This is a genomic window from Paenibacillus popilliae ATCC 14706 (assembly GCF_000315235.1).
In the GTDB taxonomy this organism is placed as follows: Bacteria; Bacillota; Bacilli; order Paenibacillales; family Paenibacillaceae; genus Paenibacillus_B; species Paenibacillus_B popilliae.
Genome location: NZ_BALG01000185.1, coordinates 116,654 through 137,406, shown reverse-complemented (window position 1 = coordinate 137,406; position 20,753 = coordinate 116,654). Strand labels below are relative to the sequence as shown.

Below are 20,753 nucleotides of genomic sequence, written 5' to 3'. Positions count from 1 at the left end.
ACCTATTTTCAAAGGGAATAGGTGGCAGCACGAAGCGGCCGCCCTCCGCTTGGCGGAAGCCGGCATGATTGTCGCCCTGCTCGATCTGAAGGACGATCGGACCTACCAAGCGGGACAGCAGATGAACCCCTTTTATCCCGGGCGGGCGATCGCGTACGTTGTCGGCCTGAAGGATGCTTCCCGCGTCGAGAACATGATCAAGGAAGCCGCAGCGCATAAGCCGGTTAGGGCCGTGTTCGCGATTGCCGGCATCAATGGGGTGCTGTCCTCGATCGAGAACAAGATAGCGGAGAATTGGAAGATACGATTCAAACCAATCTGCCTACAACACACCCAAAGCGGGCCAGCTCACCTTCGCCAAAATGATGGCGCTAGAACTGGCCCGTTATCGGATTCGCATGAATGTGATCTGACCCGGGGCGATCGAGACCCATATCGGCGATAATACGGAGCGCAGACCGTCCGTATACAGCATGACGGGATGCACAGCCGTTCGGGCTCCCCATCGCAGCTTCATGGCGCCCGTAAGCCGCAGCCTGCCTCGCACGTAGCCGACTCGCTCCTCTCTTACCGCTTCGCCGCCTCGGCACGAGCCTGGCGTATCGACATCGTCGCCTCGACCATATGCTTAAGCGCGGCGACGGTCTCCAGCTCATTGCGCGTCTTGAGTCCGCAATCCGGGTTAATCCAGAACGACTCGGCCGGCAGCACCGTCAGCGCAGTCTCGATGAACCGCTCGATCTCCTCGACGGATGGGACGCGCGGGCTATGAATATCATACACGCCCAGGCCGATGCCGAGCTCATACCGCTCCTTCCGCAGCGTGTCGACCATGTCTCCGCCGCTGCGCGCCGTCTCCAGCAAGATGACATCCGCATCCATGCGGCGAATCGTCTCCACCATATCGGAGAAATCGCAGTAGCACATATGCGTATGAATCTGCGTATCCGCCACAGCCCCGTTCGTCGCCAGCAGGAACGCGAGCACTGCCCACACCCGGTAACGCGCCTCATCCTCAGGCTTGAGGGGCATCCCTTCCTTCACGGCCGGCTCATCGACCTGAATCATACCGATTCCCGCCTTCTCCAGCTCCCGAATCTCCTGCCGCAGCGCGTAAGCGATCTGATATGCGCACAGTTCGCGCGGAATATCGTCGCGTACGAAGGACCAGTTAAGAATCGTAACCGGTCCGGTCAGCATGCCCTTTATGGGCCGCTGCGTCAATGATTGGGCATATGCCGTCTCCACTACGGTCATCGCTTCGCGGAAGGCGACATCGCCGTATAGAATCGGCGGCTTGACGCAACGGGAGCCATACGACTGCACCCACCCGAACTTTGTGAAGACGAAGCCGTCCAGCTTCTCCCCGAAATATTCGACCATATCCGTCCGCTCAAATTCACCATGCACGAGCACATCGATGCCTATCTCTTCCTGAATCCGCACCCAACGCTCGATTTCTTGCCGCAGGAACGACTCATACACGCCGACGCTCCACTCGCCCTTGCGGAAGCGGAGTCGTGCCTTGCGAATCTCCGTCGTCTGCGGAAGACTGCCGATCGTCGTCGTCGGCAGCAAGGGCAGCTCCGGCCAACGGCGGCGCTGCGCTTCGCGCCGCTTCTCATACGGCGCGCGGCGGCCGCCATCGGCCTCCATCTCCCGGAGCAGGCGCTCCACGGCCTCGACGACATGCGGACGCTTCCGCGCCGGCTCCTCGCGCCAGGCGAGTACGTCGGCCGCACTCGCTGCCAGCATCGCCGCGCTCTCTGCCGTCGGCGCGGACAGATGGGCGGCCAGCCGCACCGTCTCGGCCACCTTCTCGTCCGCGAACGCGAGCGCCCCGCGAACATAGCCCGGCAGATCCCGCTCACGCTCTGCCGTCAACGGCACATGCAGCAGGCTGCAGGACGGCTGCACGATCCAGTGCGACCGCGGCACGATCGGCTCGATCAACTCCAGCCAGGTTGCTGTGGCAACCAAGTCGGCCCGCCAAATATTGCGCCCGTCGATGATGCCGAGCGCGATGCGCTTCCCTGCCGGAACGCCGGTCTGGCAAAGCGCAGCTTCGTTCCGCTCCTTCCCCTGGATGAAATCTAGGCCGTAGACATCAACCGGGAGCTGTAGGTAAGAATCAAGTCCCGATACGGAATCGAAGTACGTCTGCACCCAGATGGTCAAGCCCGGTGCCGCTTGGCGGAGCCGCTCGTACACGGCTTGGGCCGCCAGCCAATCGTCCGTCGTCATCGGCTTCACGAAGGCCGGCTCATCGAGCTGCACGCAGGAGACCCTTTCCGCCTCCAGCTCTTGCAAGATCCGGCAGTACACCTCGACGAACTGATCAAGCACCTGCTGGCGCTCGCCTTGCGGGATGCCCTTGATGAAGCCGACATACGTGTACGGTCCGACCAGAACCGGCTTCCCTTCGATGCCCAGCTTCTCCTTCGCTCTTCGATACGAAGCGAGCGGCCGGTTCTCTGTCAGGACCGGTCGCTTCCCTTCCCACTCCGGAACGATATAGTGGTAGTTCGTATTGAACCATTTGGTCAGCTCGCAGGCGACCGCCTTCTCCGTACCGCGCGCGATCGCGAACATCAGGTCCTCCGTAATCGGGCCACCCTCGTAGCCGAACCGCTCCGGGATCAGTCCGAACATGACCGTCATGTCGAGAACATGATCATACCAGGAGAAATCATGAACGGGAATGTAGTCGATGCCTTCCTCCTTCAGCTTCGTGAGACGAAGTAGCTCGATCTGCTCCATCTCCGCCCCCAGCTCGCTTCGCGTCAACTCGCCCCTCCAATACTGCTCCAATGCCTTCTTCCACTCCCGGTCGTATCCGATGCGCGGATACCCGGCCACACTCGTCATCACTTGCCCTTTCGCCATGTCGTGTCTCCTCTCCTTATGCGGAACTTCCTACCGGGAGTACAGGGAAATAAAATATCGATAATTCATATCCGTTAACAAGGAATTAAAATCACAATACACCGTGCCGCAGGTCTTCGTGCTCCTTCGGGACCGGCTATCTCCCGCAACCTGGATGCATATGGCCGCTACGAACACTTCCCTATCTCCCGTAGGTACGAACAGTGCTGTCAGAACAGGCAGGTCTCCTGGCTTCAGCGTCATCGGTGGCGGCGGCCTTCTCGTTCCCCGGTCGTTCGACCAGTGGCTTCCTGAACTGCACCTCGTCTGTAACAGTGGCGGGACGCGTCGGCTTCGAACGGTTTCCCTATTAAGCTTTGCTATTACGCAAAGCACCTGCTCCCCTTATATGTTGTAAATCGGACTGCGCCTCAGCACAGGCAGCAGCCCGGTTGAGAATGATTATATACGCAAGCGTACGGAATGACAAGTTATTTTTGTAATAATTGTTATTTCCCTGTGGATATGTAATTCCATACCTTTTTAGGATGATATTGCTGCGGAATTGGAGACAATGACATTGACAAAAGCAGACATGAAGACAGTACTTATTGTGGAGAAAATCTGAGAAAACTCAGAAAACTCAGCGCAAGCTGGTTGGAACGAAAGCGGAAGGGGGCTGCTTCGCCCAAAAGACAGATCCATCTTCCCATCATCATTCTCGTCCCTACATGACCGTTGCCTTGAAGGCCGTATACATTGTCGCGGGCCAATCTGCGCGAGTTCTGATTTGAGCTTGCATTGACGCTGAACGCAGAAATTCATTTAGGGGAAATGATTCTTGCAGACCTCCCTAGTGTCCGTTATGTTGCGCCAGTATGACAAGTTGTGGCGAACAACAAAACAAGACTGCCAGGATAATTCCGGCAGTCTTGCTACCATCTGCAACGCTTCTATTCTTCCATCTCCTCGAAGAAGAACGTATCTCCTGTAATGTATCCATCAGATCGCCATACCGTTATGGACGATGACGATGTCTTCGCCGTTCACATCCAGCACCAGCTCGCGGTTATCAAGGAACCACAGATCGTTCTCCTCCATGAAGAAGGTAATTCCCTCTACCGTCTCCGACACCGCCGGATACTGCGGCTGGTCTTTCATCATGCCGAAGGAATAGGGCCCGGATGCACTGAATCCGCTATATCGTACGAAGATACGCACGGTATCCCCTGCATTATAGCCCCAATCTGCTTGAAAGCGTTGAATCGCTTCCGCTGTCACCCGTAAGTGCATGCTCGTTCTCCCTCATTCTTATGACCGTAATGATCATACCATGCAGGCACGGCATTGAAAACCTCGACTTTCCGTTTACAGCTTGACGCGTTGCAGCCGCAGCGCATTGAGCACGACCGATACGGAGCTGAAGGCCATCGCCGCACCCGCAAGCCAAGGAGCCAGCAGGCCGGCCGCTGCCACCGGGATGCCCAGACTGTTGTAGATAAGTGCCCAGAACAGATTCTGCTTGATGTTCCGCATCGTCCGCCGGCTCATCTCCATCGCGTCGGCGATGCCGTTCAAGTCTCCGCGCATCAGGGTTACGCCTGCCGTCTCCATCGCCACATCCGTTCCGGTGCCAATCGCGAATCCAATATCCGCCGCCGCCAGGGCTGGCGCATCGTTGATGCCGTCGCCTACCATCGCAACGACGGTGCCGTTCTGCTGCAGCTCGCGGATATGCTGTGCCTTCTGTTCGGGAAGAACCTCGGCGAACACGTCGTCCAGCCCGACCTGGGTGGCGATGGCACGCGCCGTTCGCTCATTGTCCCCCGTCATCATGACGACGCGAATGTCCATGCCGTGTAGGCGGCTAATCGCTGCCTGCGAGGATGTCTTGACCTGATCCGCTACCGCCACGATGCCTTCCCAGCGCCCGTCAACCGCGACGAGCATCGCCGTCTTGCCTTCGATCTCCAGTCGCTGCAACTCCGCTTCGGCTTCCTCCGCATCAATGCCCTGCTTCCGCAACAGGTTCCGTGTGCCAATGACGATTTCATGCCCGTCAACCCGCGCGGTAATGCCGAAGCCGGGCTCGGCCTGGAACGATTCCGGCGCAATCCCCGGCAGGCCGCGGGCGTCAAGGCCCTTCACGATCGCCCGGGCGAGCGGGTGTTCCGATCGTCGCTCGGCGGAAGCCACCCAGAGCGCCAGCTCTTGCTCGCGTTCCGGATCATTCGCGATGAAGTCGGTAAGGGAAGGCTCGCCCTCGGTTACGGTGCCCGTCTTGTCAAGCACGACGGTCTGCACCCGGTACGCTCCTTCCAGATGCTCGCCGCCGCGGAACAGTATGCCATATTCGGCTGCACGGCCCGTCCCGGCCATAATCGAGGTCGGCGTTGCCAGACCAAGCGCGCAAGGGCAGGCAATAACCAGCACGGCAATCAACTTCCCCAACGCCTCCCCGCCATTGCCCGGTGCAATGGCGAAGTACCACAGGCCGAAGACGACAATAGCGATACCGACAACAATCGGCACGAAGACACCGGATATTTTGTCGGCTATGCGCTGTATCGGCGCCTTCGAGCCCTGCGCTTCCTCGACGATACGGATAATTTGCGCCAGCGCAGTATCGGCGCCGACCTGTGTCACTTCCATCGTGAAGGCCCCCTGCGCGTTCACCGTCGCGCCGTACACGCGGTCCCCCGGCTGCTTCTCAATCGGGACGCTTTCGCCGGTCAGCATCGATTCGTCGATCGTCGAGGTGCCGTCGAGCACGATGCCGTCGACCGGTATCTTCGAACCAGGCCGCACGATAATGCAGTCGCCGACATGAACATCATCGACCGGCACTTCCTGCTCGATCCCGTCGCGGATGACGGTGGCCGTCTTCGCTCGCAGGCCGATCAGGACGCGTATTGCTTGCGAAGTGCGCCCCTTGGCTGCCGCTTCGAACCATTTCCCGAGCAGGATAAGGGTAATCAGCACCGCACTCGTCTCGAAGTACATGTCCGGATGATGAGATTCCCCTCGTGTCCATTCCCATACGAGATAGACGCTATAGAAATAGGCGGCTGACGTTCCGATGGCCACGAGCACGTCCATATTCGCGCTGCCGTTGCGCAGCGCCTTGTACGCCCCGCTGTAGAAGCGGGCGCCGATAATGAACTGGACGGGCGCGGCCAATATCATCTGCACCCAAGGATTCATGAACCACTCCGGCACCCAGATCCACGAGGTGAATGAGAAGTGCCCTGCCATCGACCAGAGCAGCGGCACCGACAAGATGGCGGAAATGATGAACGAATTGCGCAGCCGGATCGCAGTTCGGTTCAACGCCCCCTCCGCTCCTGCTTCCCCCGTCTTCACCTTGCCCTTATAGCCGAGCTGCTCAAGCTTGCACAATATGTCCTCCGGATGCAAGCCGATAAAGGTAATGCGGGCTGATTCGGCGGCCAGATTGACATTGGCGGAGTCAACCCCCGGCAGACGCTTCAACCCCTTCTCAATCCGTGTTGCGCACGCCGCGCAGGTCATCCCTTCGATGTCCACATCAAGCGTCTCCGCTGGAACCTTATAGCCCAGCTTCTCAATCTTTTCCGCAACCTGCTGAAGCGAGAGCTGTCTTTCGTCATACTCCACCGTAGCTTGCTCTGCCGCCAAATTCACGTTCGCTTTCACGACGCCGTCCATCCGGATCAATCCTTTTTCGATCCGGGTGGCGCAAGCGGCACAGGTCATGCCTTCGATTTTGACGGTCTGCTGCTTGGAAGCCATTTTGTGTTCCTCCCATTTATAATATACCCCTATACCCTATGTGAATATTGAAAAAGAAAACTCCCCGCAAGGAGTTCCTGTATCATGCAGGATTACCAGCAGACCAAGTCCGCCTCATCCGTCTTATGAGATGACGTCGTAGCCTTGATCCTCGATCGCTTCCCGAATCTTCTCTGGCTGAACCTTCGCCTCATCGTACAAAATCTTCACCTGCTTGGAGCCGAGATCGACCTGTGCTTCGCCGCCGGCCTCTTGAACAGCCTTCTCGACCGCCTGCTTGCAGTGTCCGCATGTCATGCCTTCTACCTTCCAAGTTACTTGAATCATTGTCCATTCCTCCTCAGGATGTATGATAAGTTGTGCAAAAAGTACGACCTTTTTGAACATGCCTGTTATTTCAATAATTTGTGTATCGTAACCAGCAGCTCGTCAATGACTTCATCATCGCCTTCCTGAAGCCGTTCGAAGACGCAGCTCTTCATATGGCCTTCGAGCAGGAGCCGTCCGACGGAATACAACGCCGATTGCATCGACGCGATCTGATGCAGCACATCATCGCAATACGTATCCTTGTCGATCATTGCCTTGACGCCGCGCACTTGTCCTTCGATGCGGTTCAGACGATGAATGAGCTTCTTCTTCATCTCAGCCGAATGATGGCTCTTCCGTTCGCCCGTTGCCTCGCGGCGATGGCAGTACGTCTCGCCGGACGCATCCTCCATGCCGCTAGCTTCATCGTTGTTGATAAGCACGTCTTCTCGGAAACTCATCTTATCACCACCTCTTGCACCTATAATAACATACCCCCCCACCCTATTAAAAGACAGTTTTTAATCTTTTTTTCATTTGAATTTGAATTGTTACCTTCAAATTGTTTACAATTTAAAGTATCAGCATAACTGCCGATACGTTGCACTCGGCCTTGTATATGCTCGAATTTACATACATACGCACATAAGGAGGCACTATCCATGAGTGAATTCACGAAAGTAACACGCGTAGCGCTCGTCGGATCCGGTTTCGTCGGTTCGAGCTACGCCTTTGCCCTGTTCAACCAAGCGCTGGCCGCCGAGCTGGTTATCATCGACGCCAACCGGCCGAAGGCCGAGGGAGATGCCATGGATTTGAACCATGGACTGCCGTTTGCATCCACTATGCGCATTTGGGCCGGCGACTACAGTGACTGCAAAGATGCGGATCTGGTTGTCATCACCGCTGGGGCCAATCAGGCTCCCGGAGAGACAAGACTCGATCTGATCGGTAAAAACGCGAGAATCTTCCAATCGATCGTCCAATCGGTCATGGAGAGCGGCTTCAATGGCCTGTTCCTTGTCGCGACGAATCCGGTCGATGTGCTTACGTATGCGACCTGGAAATATTCGGGCCTGCCGGCAAGCCGCGTTATCGGATCCGGCACGATTCTGGACACCGCCCGGCTGCGCTATCTGCTCGGCGAGCGTCTGGAGGTCGACCCGCGCAACGTCCACGCCTATATTATGGGCGAGCATGGCGACACGGAGCTTCCGGTTTGGAGCGCCGCTAGCATCGGCTGCCAGCCACTGGCCAACTACCGCGAGACGCACGGCCAACCAACCGATGAGGAGTTGAACCGCATCTTCATCAATGTCCGCGACGCGGCCTATCAGATCATCGAACGCAAAGGAGCTACCTACTACGGCATCGCCATGGGGTTGGCCCGCCTCACGAAGGCCATTCTGAAGAACGAAAATTCTATTCTCACGATCTCGACGCTGCTGACCGGAGAATACGGGCTGGAGGATGTCTATCTCGGCGTTCCGGCGGTCGTTAACCGCCGGGGTATCCGCGATGTGTACGAACTGCATCTCTCCGCGGAGGAGAAGCAGAAGCTCCACCACTCCGCCTCCGTGATAAAGGAAGCTATCGCGTCCATCTTCCCATCCTGAGCCTGAGCGTGCCGGCATTCTGTCCGGTGCGCTTTTGCCCCTTATTGCGGCGGCTGCGCCGTCCAATGGCGCGTCCCCGCGGATTCGACGACCGTAACCGGGTTGATAATGTGCCGTGAGTGGTTTCCAGCCCGAATGCGTGCCCCCGCTCAGGCAGATTGCATGCATATGCGGCACCATCGCGGTAGGATGAAGCAACTCCGTTTCGCACGTGCCGGAAGCGGATCCGCGTACGTCTACGCCGCTACCACGCCCTCCTCCGCCATGATGGCCCTACCGCACGGATCTGTACCCGGATTGGTAAAAGGGGCACTGACGAATTTGGGACTGTATACTTTGGTGATAGGTGTGTGGAACTGTGAATTTGAAGTGCATCGTGATTTTATGCGGGAGTTTGCTAATGCAGCTACAGGAGAAACAAGGGTTTTCATTGGATTACCTTTTACGCTATGATCGTCTGTCGATGCTCTGGACACATTTGGTTACACGCTTTGTACATGACTCGGTTTTTTGGCGTGTTTTGCAGCAAGGCGATCCGGACAAGTTTATACAGTGCCAAAACTTTTTGTTTCAGCTACGGGATATTGATTCGGAGAAGCGTCGAGAGGTTGCACAGATTCGGGGACGTCTACAGATGCTTGTACTTAATGAGGAGTTGCCTCTTGACGCTGATGTATGGACTTTCCAGAGGACTTGCGGCGGAAGCGTAAGCAATACATGGATTTGCAGATACTTAAATTGGCTATGTCGGAAAAACGTCGAAGGGTCGATGCGTTGGGCCAGATGCGGATATGATGCGCCAGGCAGATACGCTGTCAAGGGTCAGAGAGGTCAGGATGATAGGAGAAGCACTCATGGTTAAAAAAATAAAACACCCGCCCAGGCTGGGGAGCCAAATGGACAGGCACGGGAATAATGGAGAGGTAATCCAAATAAAAATCCGAATCGTCCCCCCGAAAAAACATACACCTAGTAAAAAACATAACGGTGGTAAATAGAAAGGGATCCTTGCACTCATCGTCTTCTCTCCCCGATCCGGACCAGAAAAATTCAGCTGTATGCGCTATCTCGTCTCCTCTATCGAACAACCTGCCCGCTAATTTGTTCCTCTGTTCGTTGTCTGACGTAACGCTATCGAATCTCATTGTATTGTCGCGTTATCGGTTACCATAACATTTATGGCATCCCATAACTTGCCATCCAACTTTTCATGTGAATTTCATCACCTTATCGGTTATCTGAACCGAATTGCGCGGGCGACTATTGATGTACCCTACCTCCAAGCCAACATCCGACGCAGGATCCCAGCAGGCTTGTCATTAGCCGCTTGGTACCTATTCACCTTAACGGCCTTTGGCACCGTCGTCCCCGTTCTCCCGCAAAATACGCATCCACTGCTCCTGCTCCTGTACACAAGACTCGATCATATCATGCTTCATCTGCCACGCCTTCGTGCTGATGTCAACATGATAGCGCTCCGGATTCGTCTTGCGCAAGTATTCCGGCCAGAACAGCTGCAACTGCTCGCAATGATATTGGCGAATCTCGTTCAGCGGCGGCCGCTCATACACCAGCCTCCCATCCCGATAGATCGGATGCAGCAGCTTCTCGGCGTCGTAGTGCTCGACATATTTATAAAGATACGGATGTACCGGATCGAACAGCTTGATTTGGGCGCGGCGTTCGACGTCATCTTCCTCTGTAAGGCAGATGTAATCAGCAATCGCTTTTTTCTTTTTCTTATGAATGATGCGGTAGACGTCCTTCTTGCCCGGCGTCGTCACTTTTTCCGGATTGGCCGATATTTTGATCGTCGGCTGCATTACCCCGTCGACCTCACGGGATACCAGCTTGTACACTCCGCCGAGAGACGGCTGATCTGCGGCGGTAATCAACTGTGTGCCAACACCCCACATATCTACGCGCGCTCCCTGCAGCTTCAGATCCGAGATCGTGTACTCATCCAAATCGTTGGAAGCGACGATCTGAACCTCGTTCAAGCCGGCCTCATCCAGCATCCGGCGGGCTTCGATTGACAAATACGCCAAATCCCCGCTGTCGAGGCGAATCGCCTGCAGCTTCTTGCCTCGCTTCGCCAATTCCTTGCCGGTCTGGATCGCGTTCGGAATGCCGCTGTGCAGCGTATCATAGGTGTCTACCAGCAGCGTCACCTGATTCGGGAGCGCCTCGGCGAATGCTTGGAACGCCTCTTGCTCGTTCTCGAAGCTCTGCACCCACGCATGCGCGTGTGTTCCCTTCGTTGGAATTCCGAAGCGACGGCCTGCCAGCATATTGGAAGTCGCATGGAAACCCGCCAAGTACGCGGCCCGCGCTCCCCAGAGCGCGGCATCCGCTTCCTGCGCCCGTCTCGTCCCGAATTCCATCAAAATATCATTGCCCGCCACATACTTGATCCGGGACGCCTTCGTCGCGATTAAGGTCTGGAAGTTCATGAAATTAAGTAGTGCCGTCTCAATCAGTTGCGTCTCGAAGACCCGTCCTTCCACGCGAATAAGCGGTTCATTCGCGAACACGAGCGTTCCTTCCCGAACCGCATCGATGCGGCCGGTGAAGCAAAAGTTGATCAGCTCCTGCAGAAACGCTTCGTCGTACTCTTCCTCCTGTTCGCGCAAATACGCGATATCCTCCTCCGTGAAGCGGAGCTGCTCCATATACTCGATAATCCGCTCCAGGCCGGCAAACACGGCGTACCCGTTATGGAAGGGCAGCTTGCGGAAAAACGCTTCGAACACCGTTTTCTGATTGTGCGTGCCATGCTTCCAATGCGCATACATCATATTGATCTGATATTTGTCGGTATGCAATGCCATTGACGCATTCATTATTTCATCCTTCTTTCTGAGGTGCTTTGCTTTTCCTCGACCCGAGCCACTTATCCATCAATATCCGCTGACGACTTGAGCACCCAGCGTATTGCGGACATGCTCCAGCGCCCAGCGATGCGCCTCGGCATGGAATGAAGCGACCGCATCCTCGTGCACGACGATGCGATAACCGAGATTATACGCCTCAATCGCCGTATGCAGCACGCAAATATCCGTGCAGACCCCAACCAGGTGGACTTCCTTCACCCCGCGCGCCCGCAGCCGCAAGTCGAGATCTGTGCCGCAAAAGGAGCTGTACCGGGTTTTGTCCATCCAGTATATCGCCGAGGCATGGCGTTCATGTACCTCCCGCAGAGCGCCGTACAGCTCGCGGCCTTCCGTCCCGCGAATATTGTGCGACGGGAACAGCGCGGTCTCCGGATGATACGGGTCCTGCTCGTCGTGAATGTCCGCGGATATGACCACGAATTCGCCGCAAGCGACGAATTGCTCGGTTAGCTCCGCAATCCGGCGTTCAATGTCAATAGCCGGCTGTCCGCACGGAAGCCGACCGATGACAAAATCATACGTGTAATCAATGACGACTAATGCTTTCATCGCGAATCGTCTCCTCTTCAGCCCAGTAAGGGCAATGATAAGCTTAACGTCATTATGACAAATTGATGTCAAATGTTCAACTCGCCAATGTTCCGGGGAAGACAGGTGCATATCACTTATCTAAAAGCCCCTTTCATCCTAAACGAACAGGCCTCCTTCCCTTGTAGAATCAGGGATGGAAGCCCGCCTCGGCTGATCTATTAATATCGCTTCGTTCTCCGCTTAGTCGCTGCACGTCTGTGGAGCATCTAGGGTCGCTGCCTCGACATCAATCTTCTCGGCAACCGTATCCCGAATGACAGACATGACAAGCTGCAGCATGTAGTTCACATCGGTCTGGCTCTGCTGGAATTCCAAGACGAGCGGGATATTGTCGAGCTCCTGCTGCAGCTCGTCGATTTCCTGTTCGATTTTGTCCACCATCGCCTGATTCTGGAACGATTCGAAGGCGACAATTTCCTTCTGCTTCTTCTTCATGGACGAGATAAGCTCCTGCACCCGTTCATGCTTCTGGACGAGCTTCTCCGCCTTCTGGTAATGAATAACTTCATCCGTCATGCAAATCATCTCGGCAAGCTGCTTCGCCTTCGCTATAATATCGTCGTGGACCAGCAGATCACGCGTATTATAGGAGGGCATGCTGCTGCACGGTAAAGCGTTGGACGAATCATGTGAATGGTGCGTCAATGCGAACCTCTCCCATCTTAATTATCGTATGGCTGCAAAATAAGCTGCAGGGCTTCCGCATCAAGACTTCACGTCGGATCATGTAGAAAGCTTGCGCCGACTAAGAGCTGATATGCACCGGCTCCGGAACCATTTCGCCCTTAATGTAGTAGGACAGGGCATCGTCGATGCGCACGTGGACAAAGCGGCCGATTAGTTCTTCCGATCCTGGAAAATGAACCAGCTTGTTCGTGCGCGTGCGGCCGGACAAAATGTTGGCGTTGTTTTTGCTCACGCCTTCTACTAGCACATCGACGATCGTGCCGATAAGCTTCTTGTTGCTCTTGCGGCTCAAATCCGTCATCAGCTCGTTCAAACGGTGAAGCCGCGCTTTCTTCACCTCGAATGGAACATTATCTTCCATCTGAGCAGCAGGAGTGCCCTCGCGCGGCGAGTAGATGAACGTGAAGGCGGAATCGAATCCGACCTTCTTCACCAAGGTCATCGTCTCCTCGAACTGCTCGTCAGTCTCGCCCGGGAACCCGACGATAATGTCCGTCGTCAGCACGACATCCGGGATCGCCTGCTTTATCTTGCCGGCGAGTTCGAGGAAGCGGACGCGATCATACTTACGGCTCATCTTTTTCAACACCTCGCTGCTGCCCGACTGCACCGGCAGATGGATATGCTCCACCAGATTGCCGCGCTTCGCCAGCACTTCCACGAGCCGATCATCGAAATCGCGTGGATGAGAGGTCGTGAAGCGGATACGAGGGATATTGATTTTACGGATATCATCCATCAGATCGCCGAATGTATATTTCCGATCCGTGAAGTCTTTGCCGTAGGCGTTGACATTTTGCCCGAGCAGAGTTATCTCCTTAAAGCCTTGCCGCGCCAACTCGCGCACTTCCGCGATGACATCCTCCGGAAGGCGGCTCCGCTCCTTGCCCCGTGTATAAGGTACGATACAGTAGGTGCAGAACTTGTCGCAGCCATACATGATGTTCACCCAGGCGCGCATCCCCTCCCGCTTCTTCGGTAGGTTCTCGATGATGTCTCCTTCCTTCGACCATACTTCGATGACCATCTCCTTGTTAAATAGGGCATCGCGAACCAGATAAGGCAGGCGGTGAATATTATGCGTACCGAAGACGAGATCGACGAACGGATGCTTCTGCATAATCCGGTTGACGACAGTTTCTTCCTGAGACATGCAGCCGCAGACCCCAAGCAGCAGACCCGGACGCTCGAGCTTGAGCGTTTTCAGATGGCCCAGTTCGCCGAATACCTTATCCTCGGCATTTTCCCGGATCGCACATGTATTTAACAGAATGATGTCCGCCACCTGGCGATCCTCCGTCTTCCGGTACCCCATCTGTTCAAGCAGCCCGCTCATCGTTTCGGAGTCATGCTCGTTCATCTGGCATCCGAACGTGTAGATCAGATAATGCTTGCCTGTACCTAACTGCTGCAGCTCCGCGGGAAATGTCTCCTCGTAATGGACAACGATGTCCTGCTTCCCCCGCTGCTTCTCTGCTCGATGATTAGGCTCCGAAATAATGTTGATTTCGCGACCATGGATACGGATGCGCTTCCCGTGTTCATCCTCCGAAATCACTTTTGCGTTCGAGAAATCAAAATACTTGGAGTAATCCTTCGACTCTTTGCTCATGATGTCGGTCACTCCTTCATATCGTAATGTCATAAGTTTAAGGTGAATGATTGATGCCTCTTCAAAAAAAGCATTACAATAAATTATATCATTATTCCGCGCGCGGAGCCAAGCCAAGAAAAACCTCTGCCGACGTCCACGCACAGACGAACGCCCTTTCGCACAATGCAGGTCGTCCTTGCTGGCGGATATTTACCCTAAAGATGACGCCCATGCTGGGCGTACGCAAAAATGCAGCTGCCCTTCCGAGCAGCTGCATTCAATGTTCCCGCTTCTATTAATCAACGATTTCAGCCGTGTCTCCGTTCTTCACGCCAGCTGCATTCGCTTCATCCGTATCAATATGCATGTCCAATGCGAAATTGTCATGGACGCGCGCAATCACATTTTCAAAGACAACACCGCGATCTCCGCCCACGCGAACCCGAAGCTTTGCTTTGTCCTGAATGCCCCACTTCTCGGCATCCGAAGTATGGAAATGGATATGGCGTGCAGCAACAATAACCCCTTGCTGCAGCTCCACTTCGCCTGTAGGCCCTTTCAATTGAATGCCTGGTGTGCCTTCGATATTGCCCGACTCTCGAACTGGCGAGTTAACTCCGAGCGTAAATGCATCCGTCCGCGACACTTCCAATTGAGAAGCCGGGCGCGCAGGGCCTAAAATGCGAACTTTCTTGAACGAACCTTTCGGACCGATAACTTCCACCGTCTCATTGGCCGCGAATTGCCCGGGCTGGGACAGCGACTTGAACTCGGTCAGTTGATAGCCCGCTCCGAACAAAGTCTCGATATCTTGCTGCGTTAAATGAATATGACGTCCTGACACGCCGACGGGTACAATTTTCATTTCTCATCCACCTCATGTTGTTGTGATCGTTCTGTCTTTTTCCACATCATATTATACTCCCGCTCTGGCAAAAAGTCGACATTTTGGCTTGATCGCCTTTCATCTTTTTGAAACTCAGGCGCGAAGTAGCTTCTAGCGAACACGCGTAATTCCCTATCCTGCCAGAAGTATTGACACACCAGCTCAGCATTCCTCGATGAACTGGCGCTCGCCCTCCTTCTCGGTATCTGCCAGCGTTTCGTCGTCTACGCCTGCCGATCCCTTGTTCGCTCGTACACATCGCACGCCCAAATAAGGCACGCGCCTTATGAAGCATGCCTTAATGGGATTCGTTATTTGAATTCCGATACCAATATATCAAATTGATCCGGCGTTATCTGCAAATCTTGATGAGCGAGCGGCTCTTCCCGGAAGCCCGGGACGAGATTCTCGTAGGAGCGGCGGGAAGTATCCTGATAGATCAGTCCGGTTATCATGCCGCCGGTCTCCATCAGCTTCGTCATTGCTGTCACGCGGTTTGACGGGTCATAGTTCTCGACGCTGTCGAGATTGATGATGTGCTCCTTGAACCAGTCATACGTGTTGATCTTGTTGAACGTAACGCACGGGCTGAACACGTTGATGAGCGAGAAGCCTTCATGCTGTATACCCGCTTCGATTAGCGCGGTCAATTGCTTTAGATCACTTGAGAACGACTGCGCGACGAATGTGGCTCCGGACGCGAGCGCAATCTCCAGCGGCGATAAGATGGATTCGATCGCGCCTTCCGGGGTGCTCTTCGTCTTGAAGCCAACGGCGCTGCGCGGAGAGGTCTGCCCCTTTGTCAAGCCATAAATCTGGTTATCCATCACAATATACGTAATATTGACGTTCCGGCGAATGGCGTGAACCGTATGCCCCATCCCGATCGCGAAGCCGTCACCGTCTCCCCCGGAGGCGATAACGGTCAGATCCCGGTTCGCCAGCTTCAGCCCCTGCGCAATCGGCAGCGCGCGTCCATGGATACCGTGGAAGCCGTACGCATTAATGTAACCGGAGATTCTGCCCGAGCATCCAATTCCGGATACGACCGCCAACTGCTCAGGCTCGAGTCCGACATGGGCTGCCGCGCGCTGAATGGCTGCCTGTATAGAGAAATCACCGCAGCCCGGGCACCAATTCGGCTTCACATTGTTACGGAATTCTTTAAACGTAGCCATTCTTAGACCAGCTCCTTGCTATGATTGTACAATTCGGACGGCAGGAATGGAGTGCCGTCGTATTTGTTGACGCGGCACAGCTTCTCTCTGCAGCCGACATGCAGCTGAATCTGATCCGCCAATTGTCCGGTAGCGTTGTTCTCGATGACGACCACTCGACGAGCCCGTTTTGCATGCGGCTTGAACAACTCCGCCGGAAACGGGTGAATCTGCCGCACGGTAACATGGTTCGTCTTCATTCCTTCCGCTTCCAGTCTGCTACGCGCTTCATCTATCGTTCCGCCGATAGAGCCCATGCCGACGAACAGCAGATCCGGCTCCTCATGCGGTGTATCGGCATGAATCGCATTCCTAATCTGCAAGTCCTCGATCTTCCGCAGCCGCTTATCCATCATCTTCTTCCGGTTCACCGCGCTCTCGGACGGACGCCCGACCTCGTCGTGCTCTACGCCGGTCACATGATGCAGGCCGCTCTTCTCCCCCGGGATGACGCGCGGCGAGATGCCGTCCTCCGTCCACTCATAACGCTTGAATTGACTGCGGGGCTCCAGCGGCGGCAAATCCGCTGCCAGCTTGCCGCGATCGATGACGATGCGGTCGTAATCGATCAGCTCGCACGACTGCTTACCCAGCGACAGCTGCAGATCGGTTATGACGATGACCGGACACTGGTATATCTCCGCAAGGTTAAATGCCTCGATCATATCGTAGAAGCACTCTTCGATGGAGCTCGGCGCCATGACGATCTTCGGAATCTCGCCATGGGTGCCGTATATCATCGCATTCAGGTCGCTCTGCTCCTGCTTCGTCGGCAGGCCGGTGCTTGGACCGCCGCGCTGCGTATTGATGATGACAACCGGCGTCTCTGTCATTCCCGCTAGCCCGATCGCTTCCGCCTTCAGCGACAACCCCGGACCCGCGGACGCGGTCATTGCCCGGACTCCGCCGTAGTTGGCCCCAATGGCCATAGTAACCGCAGCAATCTCGTCCTCCGTCTGTATGACCGTTCCGCCGAACTTCGGCAGCCGCTTGATCAAGTATTCCATAATCTCCGATGCCGGCGTAATCGGATAGGCCGCCATCAAGCGGCAGCCTGCGGCGATCGCGCCCAATCCAATCGCATCGTTGCCGATCATGAAGAGCTTCTGCTTCCCGTCCGCCGGTTCAAGCTGGAACTCGGTCAGTGGGCCGCCGGCCTGCCCCAGGATGAATTCTGCCCCTCTACGCGACGCCTCGACATTTTTCTCGACGACTGCCGGCCCTTTGCGCCCGAATTCCTCTTCCAGCGCCTTATTGAATACGTCCAGCGGCAATCCGAGCAAGGCCCATGACGCGCCGGAGGCGACCATATTTTTCATCAAAGATGCGCCTAGTTCGTCCGCGATGGCGGTAAATGGAACAGCAAATAGCCGTGCATCGATTCCTTCCGGCACGACTGGCGCGAACTTCGCATCGGCTACGATAACGCCTCCCGGCCGCAATTCTTGCGCATTCAGATCGATCGTTTCTTGATCGAAGGCGATGAGAATGTCCAAGTCGTCCGATATCGCACGGATTGGCCTTGTGCTGATGCGTATTTTGTTATTCGTATGTCCACCCTTGATTCGGGAAGAAAAGTGACGATAACCGTATAGATAATAGCCTAGACGATTCAATGCCGTTGAGAAAATACGATCTGTACTTTCTACACCCTCTCCTTGCTGACCCCCGATTTTCCAAGATAATTGACTAATCAAGCTCGCCCACTCCTTTTGCAAAGTGACTCGCATCCTTATTCACTGTTACGATATAAATATTTTCAAATCATGTAACAAATCAAATATTAGAAAATGGCTGAGTCAATCTCATTCTATGTCCGGGTATTTGAAAAAACAAGCGTTTTCTGTCTCCCCACGATAGCGGGATTCGATGGATATGATACCCGGCCGAGATGAATATCCAGGTTATTGTTCGCGCCCGGGAAGATGGGTCGCGAGAAACGATAAGGCATTGGCAGAAGAGATCCGTTCTACGAAATCCGGACTGTATCTTTTATGCAGTTCATTCAGTAAGTTCATATACTGTCCCGCATGCTCCAACCGCTCTACCTTCTTATCGATGCCGTCGAAGTCCGATCCGAACATCAGATGCCCCTCACCGCCCAATGCGCCGATATGCTCGATATGGCGGAGCATCTGATCAATGGAAGCCTTGTCCCCTTCATGGATGAAGTGCGGCACGAACGTAACACCGATTCTTCCATCGCGCGCGATAATGGCCCGGATCTGCTGGTCCGTCAGATTGCGCGGATGATCGAGCACGGCCGCCGCATTGGAGTGAGAGGCAAAGATCGGCCGCTCCGTCAGCTCGAGGAGCTCCCAAAATGCCGTACGGTTCAAATGCGACACGTCGATGACGAGGCCAAGCCGATCACATTCTTGGATTAGACTGCGGCCCATCGCAGTAAAGCCGGCTTGCCGCTCCTCCAACGTTCCGTCCACGGCCCAGTTCGCATGATTCCAGGTCAGCCCAATGAAGCGGACGCCAAGCTCGTAAGCCGTGCGAAGATTCACCAAATCCCCTTCCAGCGCGTCAACGCCTTCCAGCGACAGCAGCGATCCGATCTGGTCCGGCTGCTGCTGCCAGCGCTCCAGATCGTCGCGCCAGCGAATAAGACGCATGCCGGGAAGTGTGTTAATGCGCTCGCGCAGCAGATCGATGCTTCTCAGCACCTGCGCAAACTTTGGCGGTCCGGCCAGCACGGAGTCCTCCAGGAACACCGCGAATACTTGCATGCCGACTCCCCCTTGCTTCAGACGCGGCAAGGTGACGTCGAAGTCCTCTTCCTTCTCGAAGCGGCCTGCGCCGTGATAGAGCATCTTGTATAGCACATCGCAATGAAAATCGATAATACGAGCGTTCATTTGGTTTCATTCCTTTCTGCATGGCGTGTCCCATCATGGAAAGCAAAAAACCTGCTTACGTCGTAAACAGGCAGAGTAAGGTTCCCCGGTCATTTCCATGTATGCATTTTTTTATCTGGGCTCGACGATTAATTTAATTGCCGTACGGTCTTCGCCGTCAATGACAATATCGGTGAATGCAGGAATGCAAATCAGATCAACCCCGCTTGGTGCGACGAATCCTCGTGCAATCGCAACTGCTTTAATCGCCTGATTCAATGCGCCCGCTCCAATCGCTTGCAGTTCGGCCGCTCCGCGTTCACGCAGCACCCCGGCCAATGCGCCCGCGACGGAATTCGGGTTGGACTTAGCTGACACCTTTAATACTTCCATGGAAAGTACCTCCTCGGGAATGATGGTTGACTCCACTATTACAATCTATTCACAAGCGAGCCAAAAATTCCTGTCATCTTCCGTTGCTGCGCCGAGGAGGTGCAGTGGCCGGGCTGCTTCGTTCCTATCCATGAAAACAGTTAGCAATCGGGAAAACCCGTGCCTATCCACGCAAAAACCGTAGTGGAAAACCGTGCGGCGGGCAATCCATATCGTGGGTGAGCCCCCTTTGTACGCCTCCTGGCCCGAACGCGTTCCAACTGTTCCTAGCTCATCATCCACTCACCTTCGCGAATACGGAATTTATCCAGCTTCGTCGCTTTGCCGGTCGCTTCGTCAATCTCAACAACCAGCGCGTGGAATTGCCATTTCCCTTCATCGACGACGAACCGTACCGGAAGCTGGGTTCTGAACTTGCGCAATACCGCTTCCCGCTCCATGCCAAGCACGCCCTCCCGGGAACCGACCATGCCGACATCGGTCAAATAGGCCGTGCCGTTAGGGAGTATCGTGTCATCATTCGTCTGGACATGCGTATGCGTGCCTACAACCAGCGAAGCGCGGCCGTCGAGATGCCAGCCCATGGCAATCTTCTCCGATGTCGCTTCGGCATGGAAATCGACAAGGATGGCGCGCGGATTTTTGCCGAGCCCCTGTAAAATGTCATCTGCCTTTTGGAAGGGGCAATCAATGGCCGGGAGAAACGTACGCCCCTGCAAATTGATAATGACAAGCTCTTTGCCGTTGGCTTTGATGACAGTATACCCCCTGCCGGGCGTTCCTTCCGGGAAATTGGCGGGACGCACCAACCGCAGCTCCTCGTCAATCCACTCGAAAATATCTTTGTTGTCCCACGTATGGTTCCCCATCGTAAAGCCGTGAACGCCCAGGTCAAGGAACTCCTTTACGATTGCCCGCGTGACGCCCCGCCCGCCAGCGGCGTTTTCCGCATTGGCGATTATGATATGCGGGTTATATTTCTGCTTCAACTCCGGCAGTTGCTGCTTCACGGCCTTGCGCCCCGTATTGCCCACAATATCGCCGATAAACAAGACTTTCAAGATTGGGTCCTCCTTAAAATCAGGAG

The 20,753-nt window shown here is 55.1% G+C and carries 17 protein-coding genes and 1 riboswitch; of the genes, 2 read left to right on the top strand and 15 right to left on the bottom strand.

What is annotated here, in order from left to right:
* Positions 1-64 precede the first annotated feature (64 nt).
* Positions 65-445, top strand: a complete 381-nt coding sequence (locus tag PPOP_RS12580) for a hypothetical protein (protein WP_006286849.1) — start codon at positions 65-67, stop codon at positions 443-445.
* Between the two features lie 122 nt (positions 446-567).
* On the opposite strand, the gene metE is transcribed toward PPOP_RS12580, so the two are convergent.
* The 5 genes from metE to PPOP_RS12555 all read right to left on the bottom strand — a co-directional run bounded on the left by metE (position 568) and on the right by PPOP_RS12555 (position 7,358).
* Positions 568-2,886, bottom strand: coding sequence for a 5-methyltetrahydropteroyltriglutamate--homocysteine S-methyltransferase (gene metE, locus PPOP_RS12575; protein ID WP_006286848.1), 2,319 nt, complete (start codon positions 2,884-2,886; stop codon positions 568-570).
* A gap of 200 nt (positions 2,887-3,086) precedes the next feature.
* Positions 3,087-3,280, bottom strand: a riboswitch (cobalamin riboswitch).
* Between the two features lie 587 nt (positions 3,281-3,867).
* A complete protein-coding gene (locus PPOP_RS12570; RefSeq protein WP_006286847.1) occupies positions 3,868-4,158 on the bottom strand; it encodes a HesB/YadR/YfhF family protein in 291 nt (96 codons plus the stop codon).
* Positions 4,159-4,233: 75 nt separating this feature from the next.
* A complete protein-coding gene (locus PPOP_RS12565; protein ID WP_006286846.1) occupies positions 4,234-6,636 on the bottom strand; it encodes a heavy metal translocating P-type ATPase in 2,403 nt (800 codons plus the stop codon).
* Between the two features lie 123 nt (positions 6,637-6,759).
* Entirely contained in the window at positions 6,760-6,963 is a 204-nt protein-coding gene (locus PPOP_RS12560) for a cation transporter (RefSeq protein WP_006286845.1), read from the bottom strand.
* 65 nt (positions 6,964-7,028) lie between these two features.
* Positions 7,029-7,358, bottom strand: a complete 330-nt coding sequence (locus PPOP_RS12555) for a metal-sensitive transcriptional regulator (RefSeq protein WP_042228725.1) — start codon at positions 7,356-7,358, stop codon at positions 7,029-7,031.
* 249 nt (positions 7,359-7,607) lie between these two features.
* On the opposite strand from PPOP_RS12555, the gene PPOP_RS12550 reads away from it, so the two are divergent.
* Positions 7,608-8,561 (top strand): L-lactate dehydrogenase, encoded by a 954-nt coding sequence (locus PPOP_RS12550; RefSeq protein WP_006286841.1) that lies wholly within the window; start codon positions 7,608-7,610, stop codon positions 8,559-8,561.
* A gap of 1,343 nt (positions 8,562-9,904) precedes the next feature.
* On the opposite strand, the gene PPOP_RS12540 is transcribed toward PPOP_RS12550, so the two are convergent.
* The 10 genes from PPOP_RS12540 to PPOP_RS12490 all read right to left on the bottom strand — a co-directional run bounded on the left by PPOP_RS12540 (position 9,905) and on the right by PPOP_RS12490 (position 20,727).
* Positions 9,905-11,404, bottom strand: coding sequence for a nicotinate phosphoribosyltransferase (locus PPOP_RS12540; protein ID WP_006286839.1), 1,500 nt, complete (start codon positions 11,402-11,404; stop codon positions 9,905-9,907).
* 57 nt (positions 11,405-11,461) lie between these two features.
* Positions 11,462-12,004 carry a cysteine hydrolase family protein gene (locus PPOP_RS12535; protein WP_006286838.1) on the bottom strand — a complete coding sequence of 181 codons (543 nt, stop codon included), beginning with the start codon at positions 12,002-12,004 and terminating at the stop codon, positions 11,462-11,464.
* 222 nt (positions 12,005-12,226) lie between these two features.
* Positions 12,227-12,643, bottom strand: coding sequence for a YlbF/YmcA family competence regulator (locus PPOP_RS12530; RefSeq protein WP_006286837.1), 417 nt, complete (start codon positions 12,641-12,643; stop codon positions 12,227-12,229).
* 148 nt (positions 12,644-12,791) lie between these two features.
* Positions 12,792-14,345 (bottom strand): tRNA (N6-isopentenyl adenosine(37)-C2)-methylthiotransferase MiaB, encoded by a 1,554-nt coding sequence (gene miaB, locus PPOP_RS12525; protein ID WP_006286836.1) that lies wholly within the window; start codon positions 14,343-14,345, stop codon positions 12,792-12,794.
* A gap of 277 nt (positions 14,346-14,622) precedes the next feature.
* Complete coding sequence (locus PPOP_RS12520; protein WP_006286834.1) at positions 14,623-15,192, bottom strand: phosphate propanoyltransferase; 570 nt, start codon at positions 15,190-15,192, stop codon at positions 14,623-14,625.
* Positions 15,193-15,524: 332 nt separating this feature from the next.
* Entirely contained in the window at positions 15,525-16,391 is an 867-nt protein-coding gene (locus tag PPOP_RS12510; protein ID WP_006286833.1) for a 2-oxoacid:ferredoxin oxidoreductase subunit beta, read from the bottom strand.
* 2 nt (positions 16,392-16,393) lie between these two features.
* Positions 16,394-18,127, bottom strand: a complete 1,734-nt coding sequence (locus PPOP_RS12505; RefSeq protein WP_042228723.1) for a 2-oxoacid:acceptor oxidoreductase subunit alpha — start codon at positions 18,125-18,127, stop codon at positions 16,394-16,396.
* A gap of 207 nt (positions 18,128-18,334) precedes the next feature.
* Positions 18,335-19,294: a dipeptidase gene (locus PPOP_RS12500; RefSeq protein WP_006286830.1), complete on the bottom strand. Its 960-nt coding sequence runs from the start codon at positions 19,292-19,294 to the stop codon at positions 18,335-18,337.
* A gap of 111 nt (positions 19,295-19,405) precedes the next feature.
* Positions 19,406-19,666 carry a stage V sporulation protein S gene (locus tag PPOP_RS12495; RefSeq protein ID WP_006286829.1) on the bottom strand — a complete coding sequence of 87 codons (261 nt, stop codon included), beginning with the start codon at positions 19,664-19,666 and terminating at the stop codon, positions 19,406-19,408.
* 266 nt (positions 19,667-19,932) lie between these two features.
* Positions 19,933-20,727, bottom strand: a complete 795-nt coding sequence (locus PPOP_RS12490; protein WP_006286824.1) for a TIGR00282 family metallophosphoesterase — start codon at positions 20,725-20,727, stop codon at positions 19,933-19,935.
* Between the last annotated feature and the right edge of the window lie 26 nt (positions 20,728-20,753).

Coding starts and splice junctions, on each gene's coding strand:
- metE (WP_006286848.1), bottom strand. CDS start 2,886: ATGGCGAAAGGGCAAGTGATGACGAGTGTGGCCGGGTATCCGCGCATC.
- PPOP_RS12580 (WP_006286849.1), top strand. CDS start 65: ATGATTGTCGCCCTGCTCGATCTGAAGGACGATCGGACCTACCAAGCG.
- PPOP_RS12530 (WP_006286837.1), bottom strand. CDS start 12,643: ATGCCCTCCTATAATACGCGTGATCTGCTGGTCCACGACGATATTATA.
- PPOP_RS12540 (WP_006286839.1), bottom strand. CDS start 11,404: ATGAATGCGTCAATGGCATTGCATACCGACAAATATCAGATCAATATG.
- PPOP_RS12510 (WP_006286833.1), bottom strand. CDS start 16,391: ATGGCTACGTTTAAAGAATTCCGTAACAATGTGAAGCCGAATTGGTGC.
- PPOP_RS12560 (WP_006286845.1), bottom strand. CDS start 6,963: ATGATTCAAGTAACTTGGAAGGTAGAAGGCATGACATGCGGACACTGC.
- PPOP_RS12500 (WP_006286830.1), bottom strand. CDS start 19,294: ATGAACGCTCGTATTATCGATTTTCATTGCGATGTGCTATACAAGATG.
- PPOP_RS12520 (WP_006286834.1), bottom strand. CDS start 15,192: ATGAAAATTGTACCCGTCGGCGTGTCAGGACGTCATATTCATTTAACG.
- PPOP_RS12570 (WP_006286847.1), bottom strand. CDS start 4,158: ATGCACTTACGGGTGACAGCGGAAGCGATTCAACGCTTTCAAGCAGAT.
- PPOP_RS12495 (WP_006286829.1), bottom strand. CDS start 19,666: ATGGAAGTATTAAAGGTGTCAGCTAAGTCCAACCCGAATTCCGTCGCG.
- PPOP_RS12565 (WP_006286846.1), bottom strand. CDS start 6,636: ATGGCTTCCAAGCAGCAGACCGTCAAAATCGAAGGCATGACCTGTGCC.
- PPOP_RS12550 (WP_006286841.1), top strand. CDS start 7,608: ATGAGTGAATTCACGAAAGTAACACGCGTAGCGCTCGTCGGATCCGGT.
- PPOP_RS12555 (WP_042228725.1), bottom strand. CDS start 7,358: ATGGAGGATGCGTCCGGCGAGACGTACTGCCATCGCCGCGAGGCAACG.
- miaB (WP_006286836.1), bottom strand. CDS start 14,345: ATGAGCAAAGAGTCGAAGGATTACTCCAAGTATTTTGATTTCTCGAAC.
- PPOP_RS12535 (WP_006286838.1), bottom strand. CDS start 12,004: ATGAAAGCATTAGTCGTCATTGATTACACGTATGATTTTGTCATCGGT.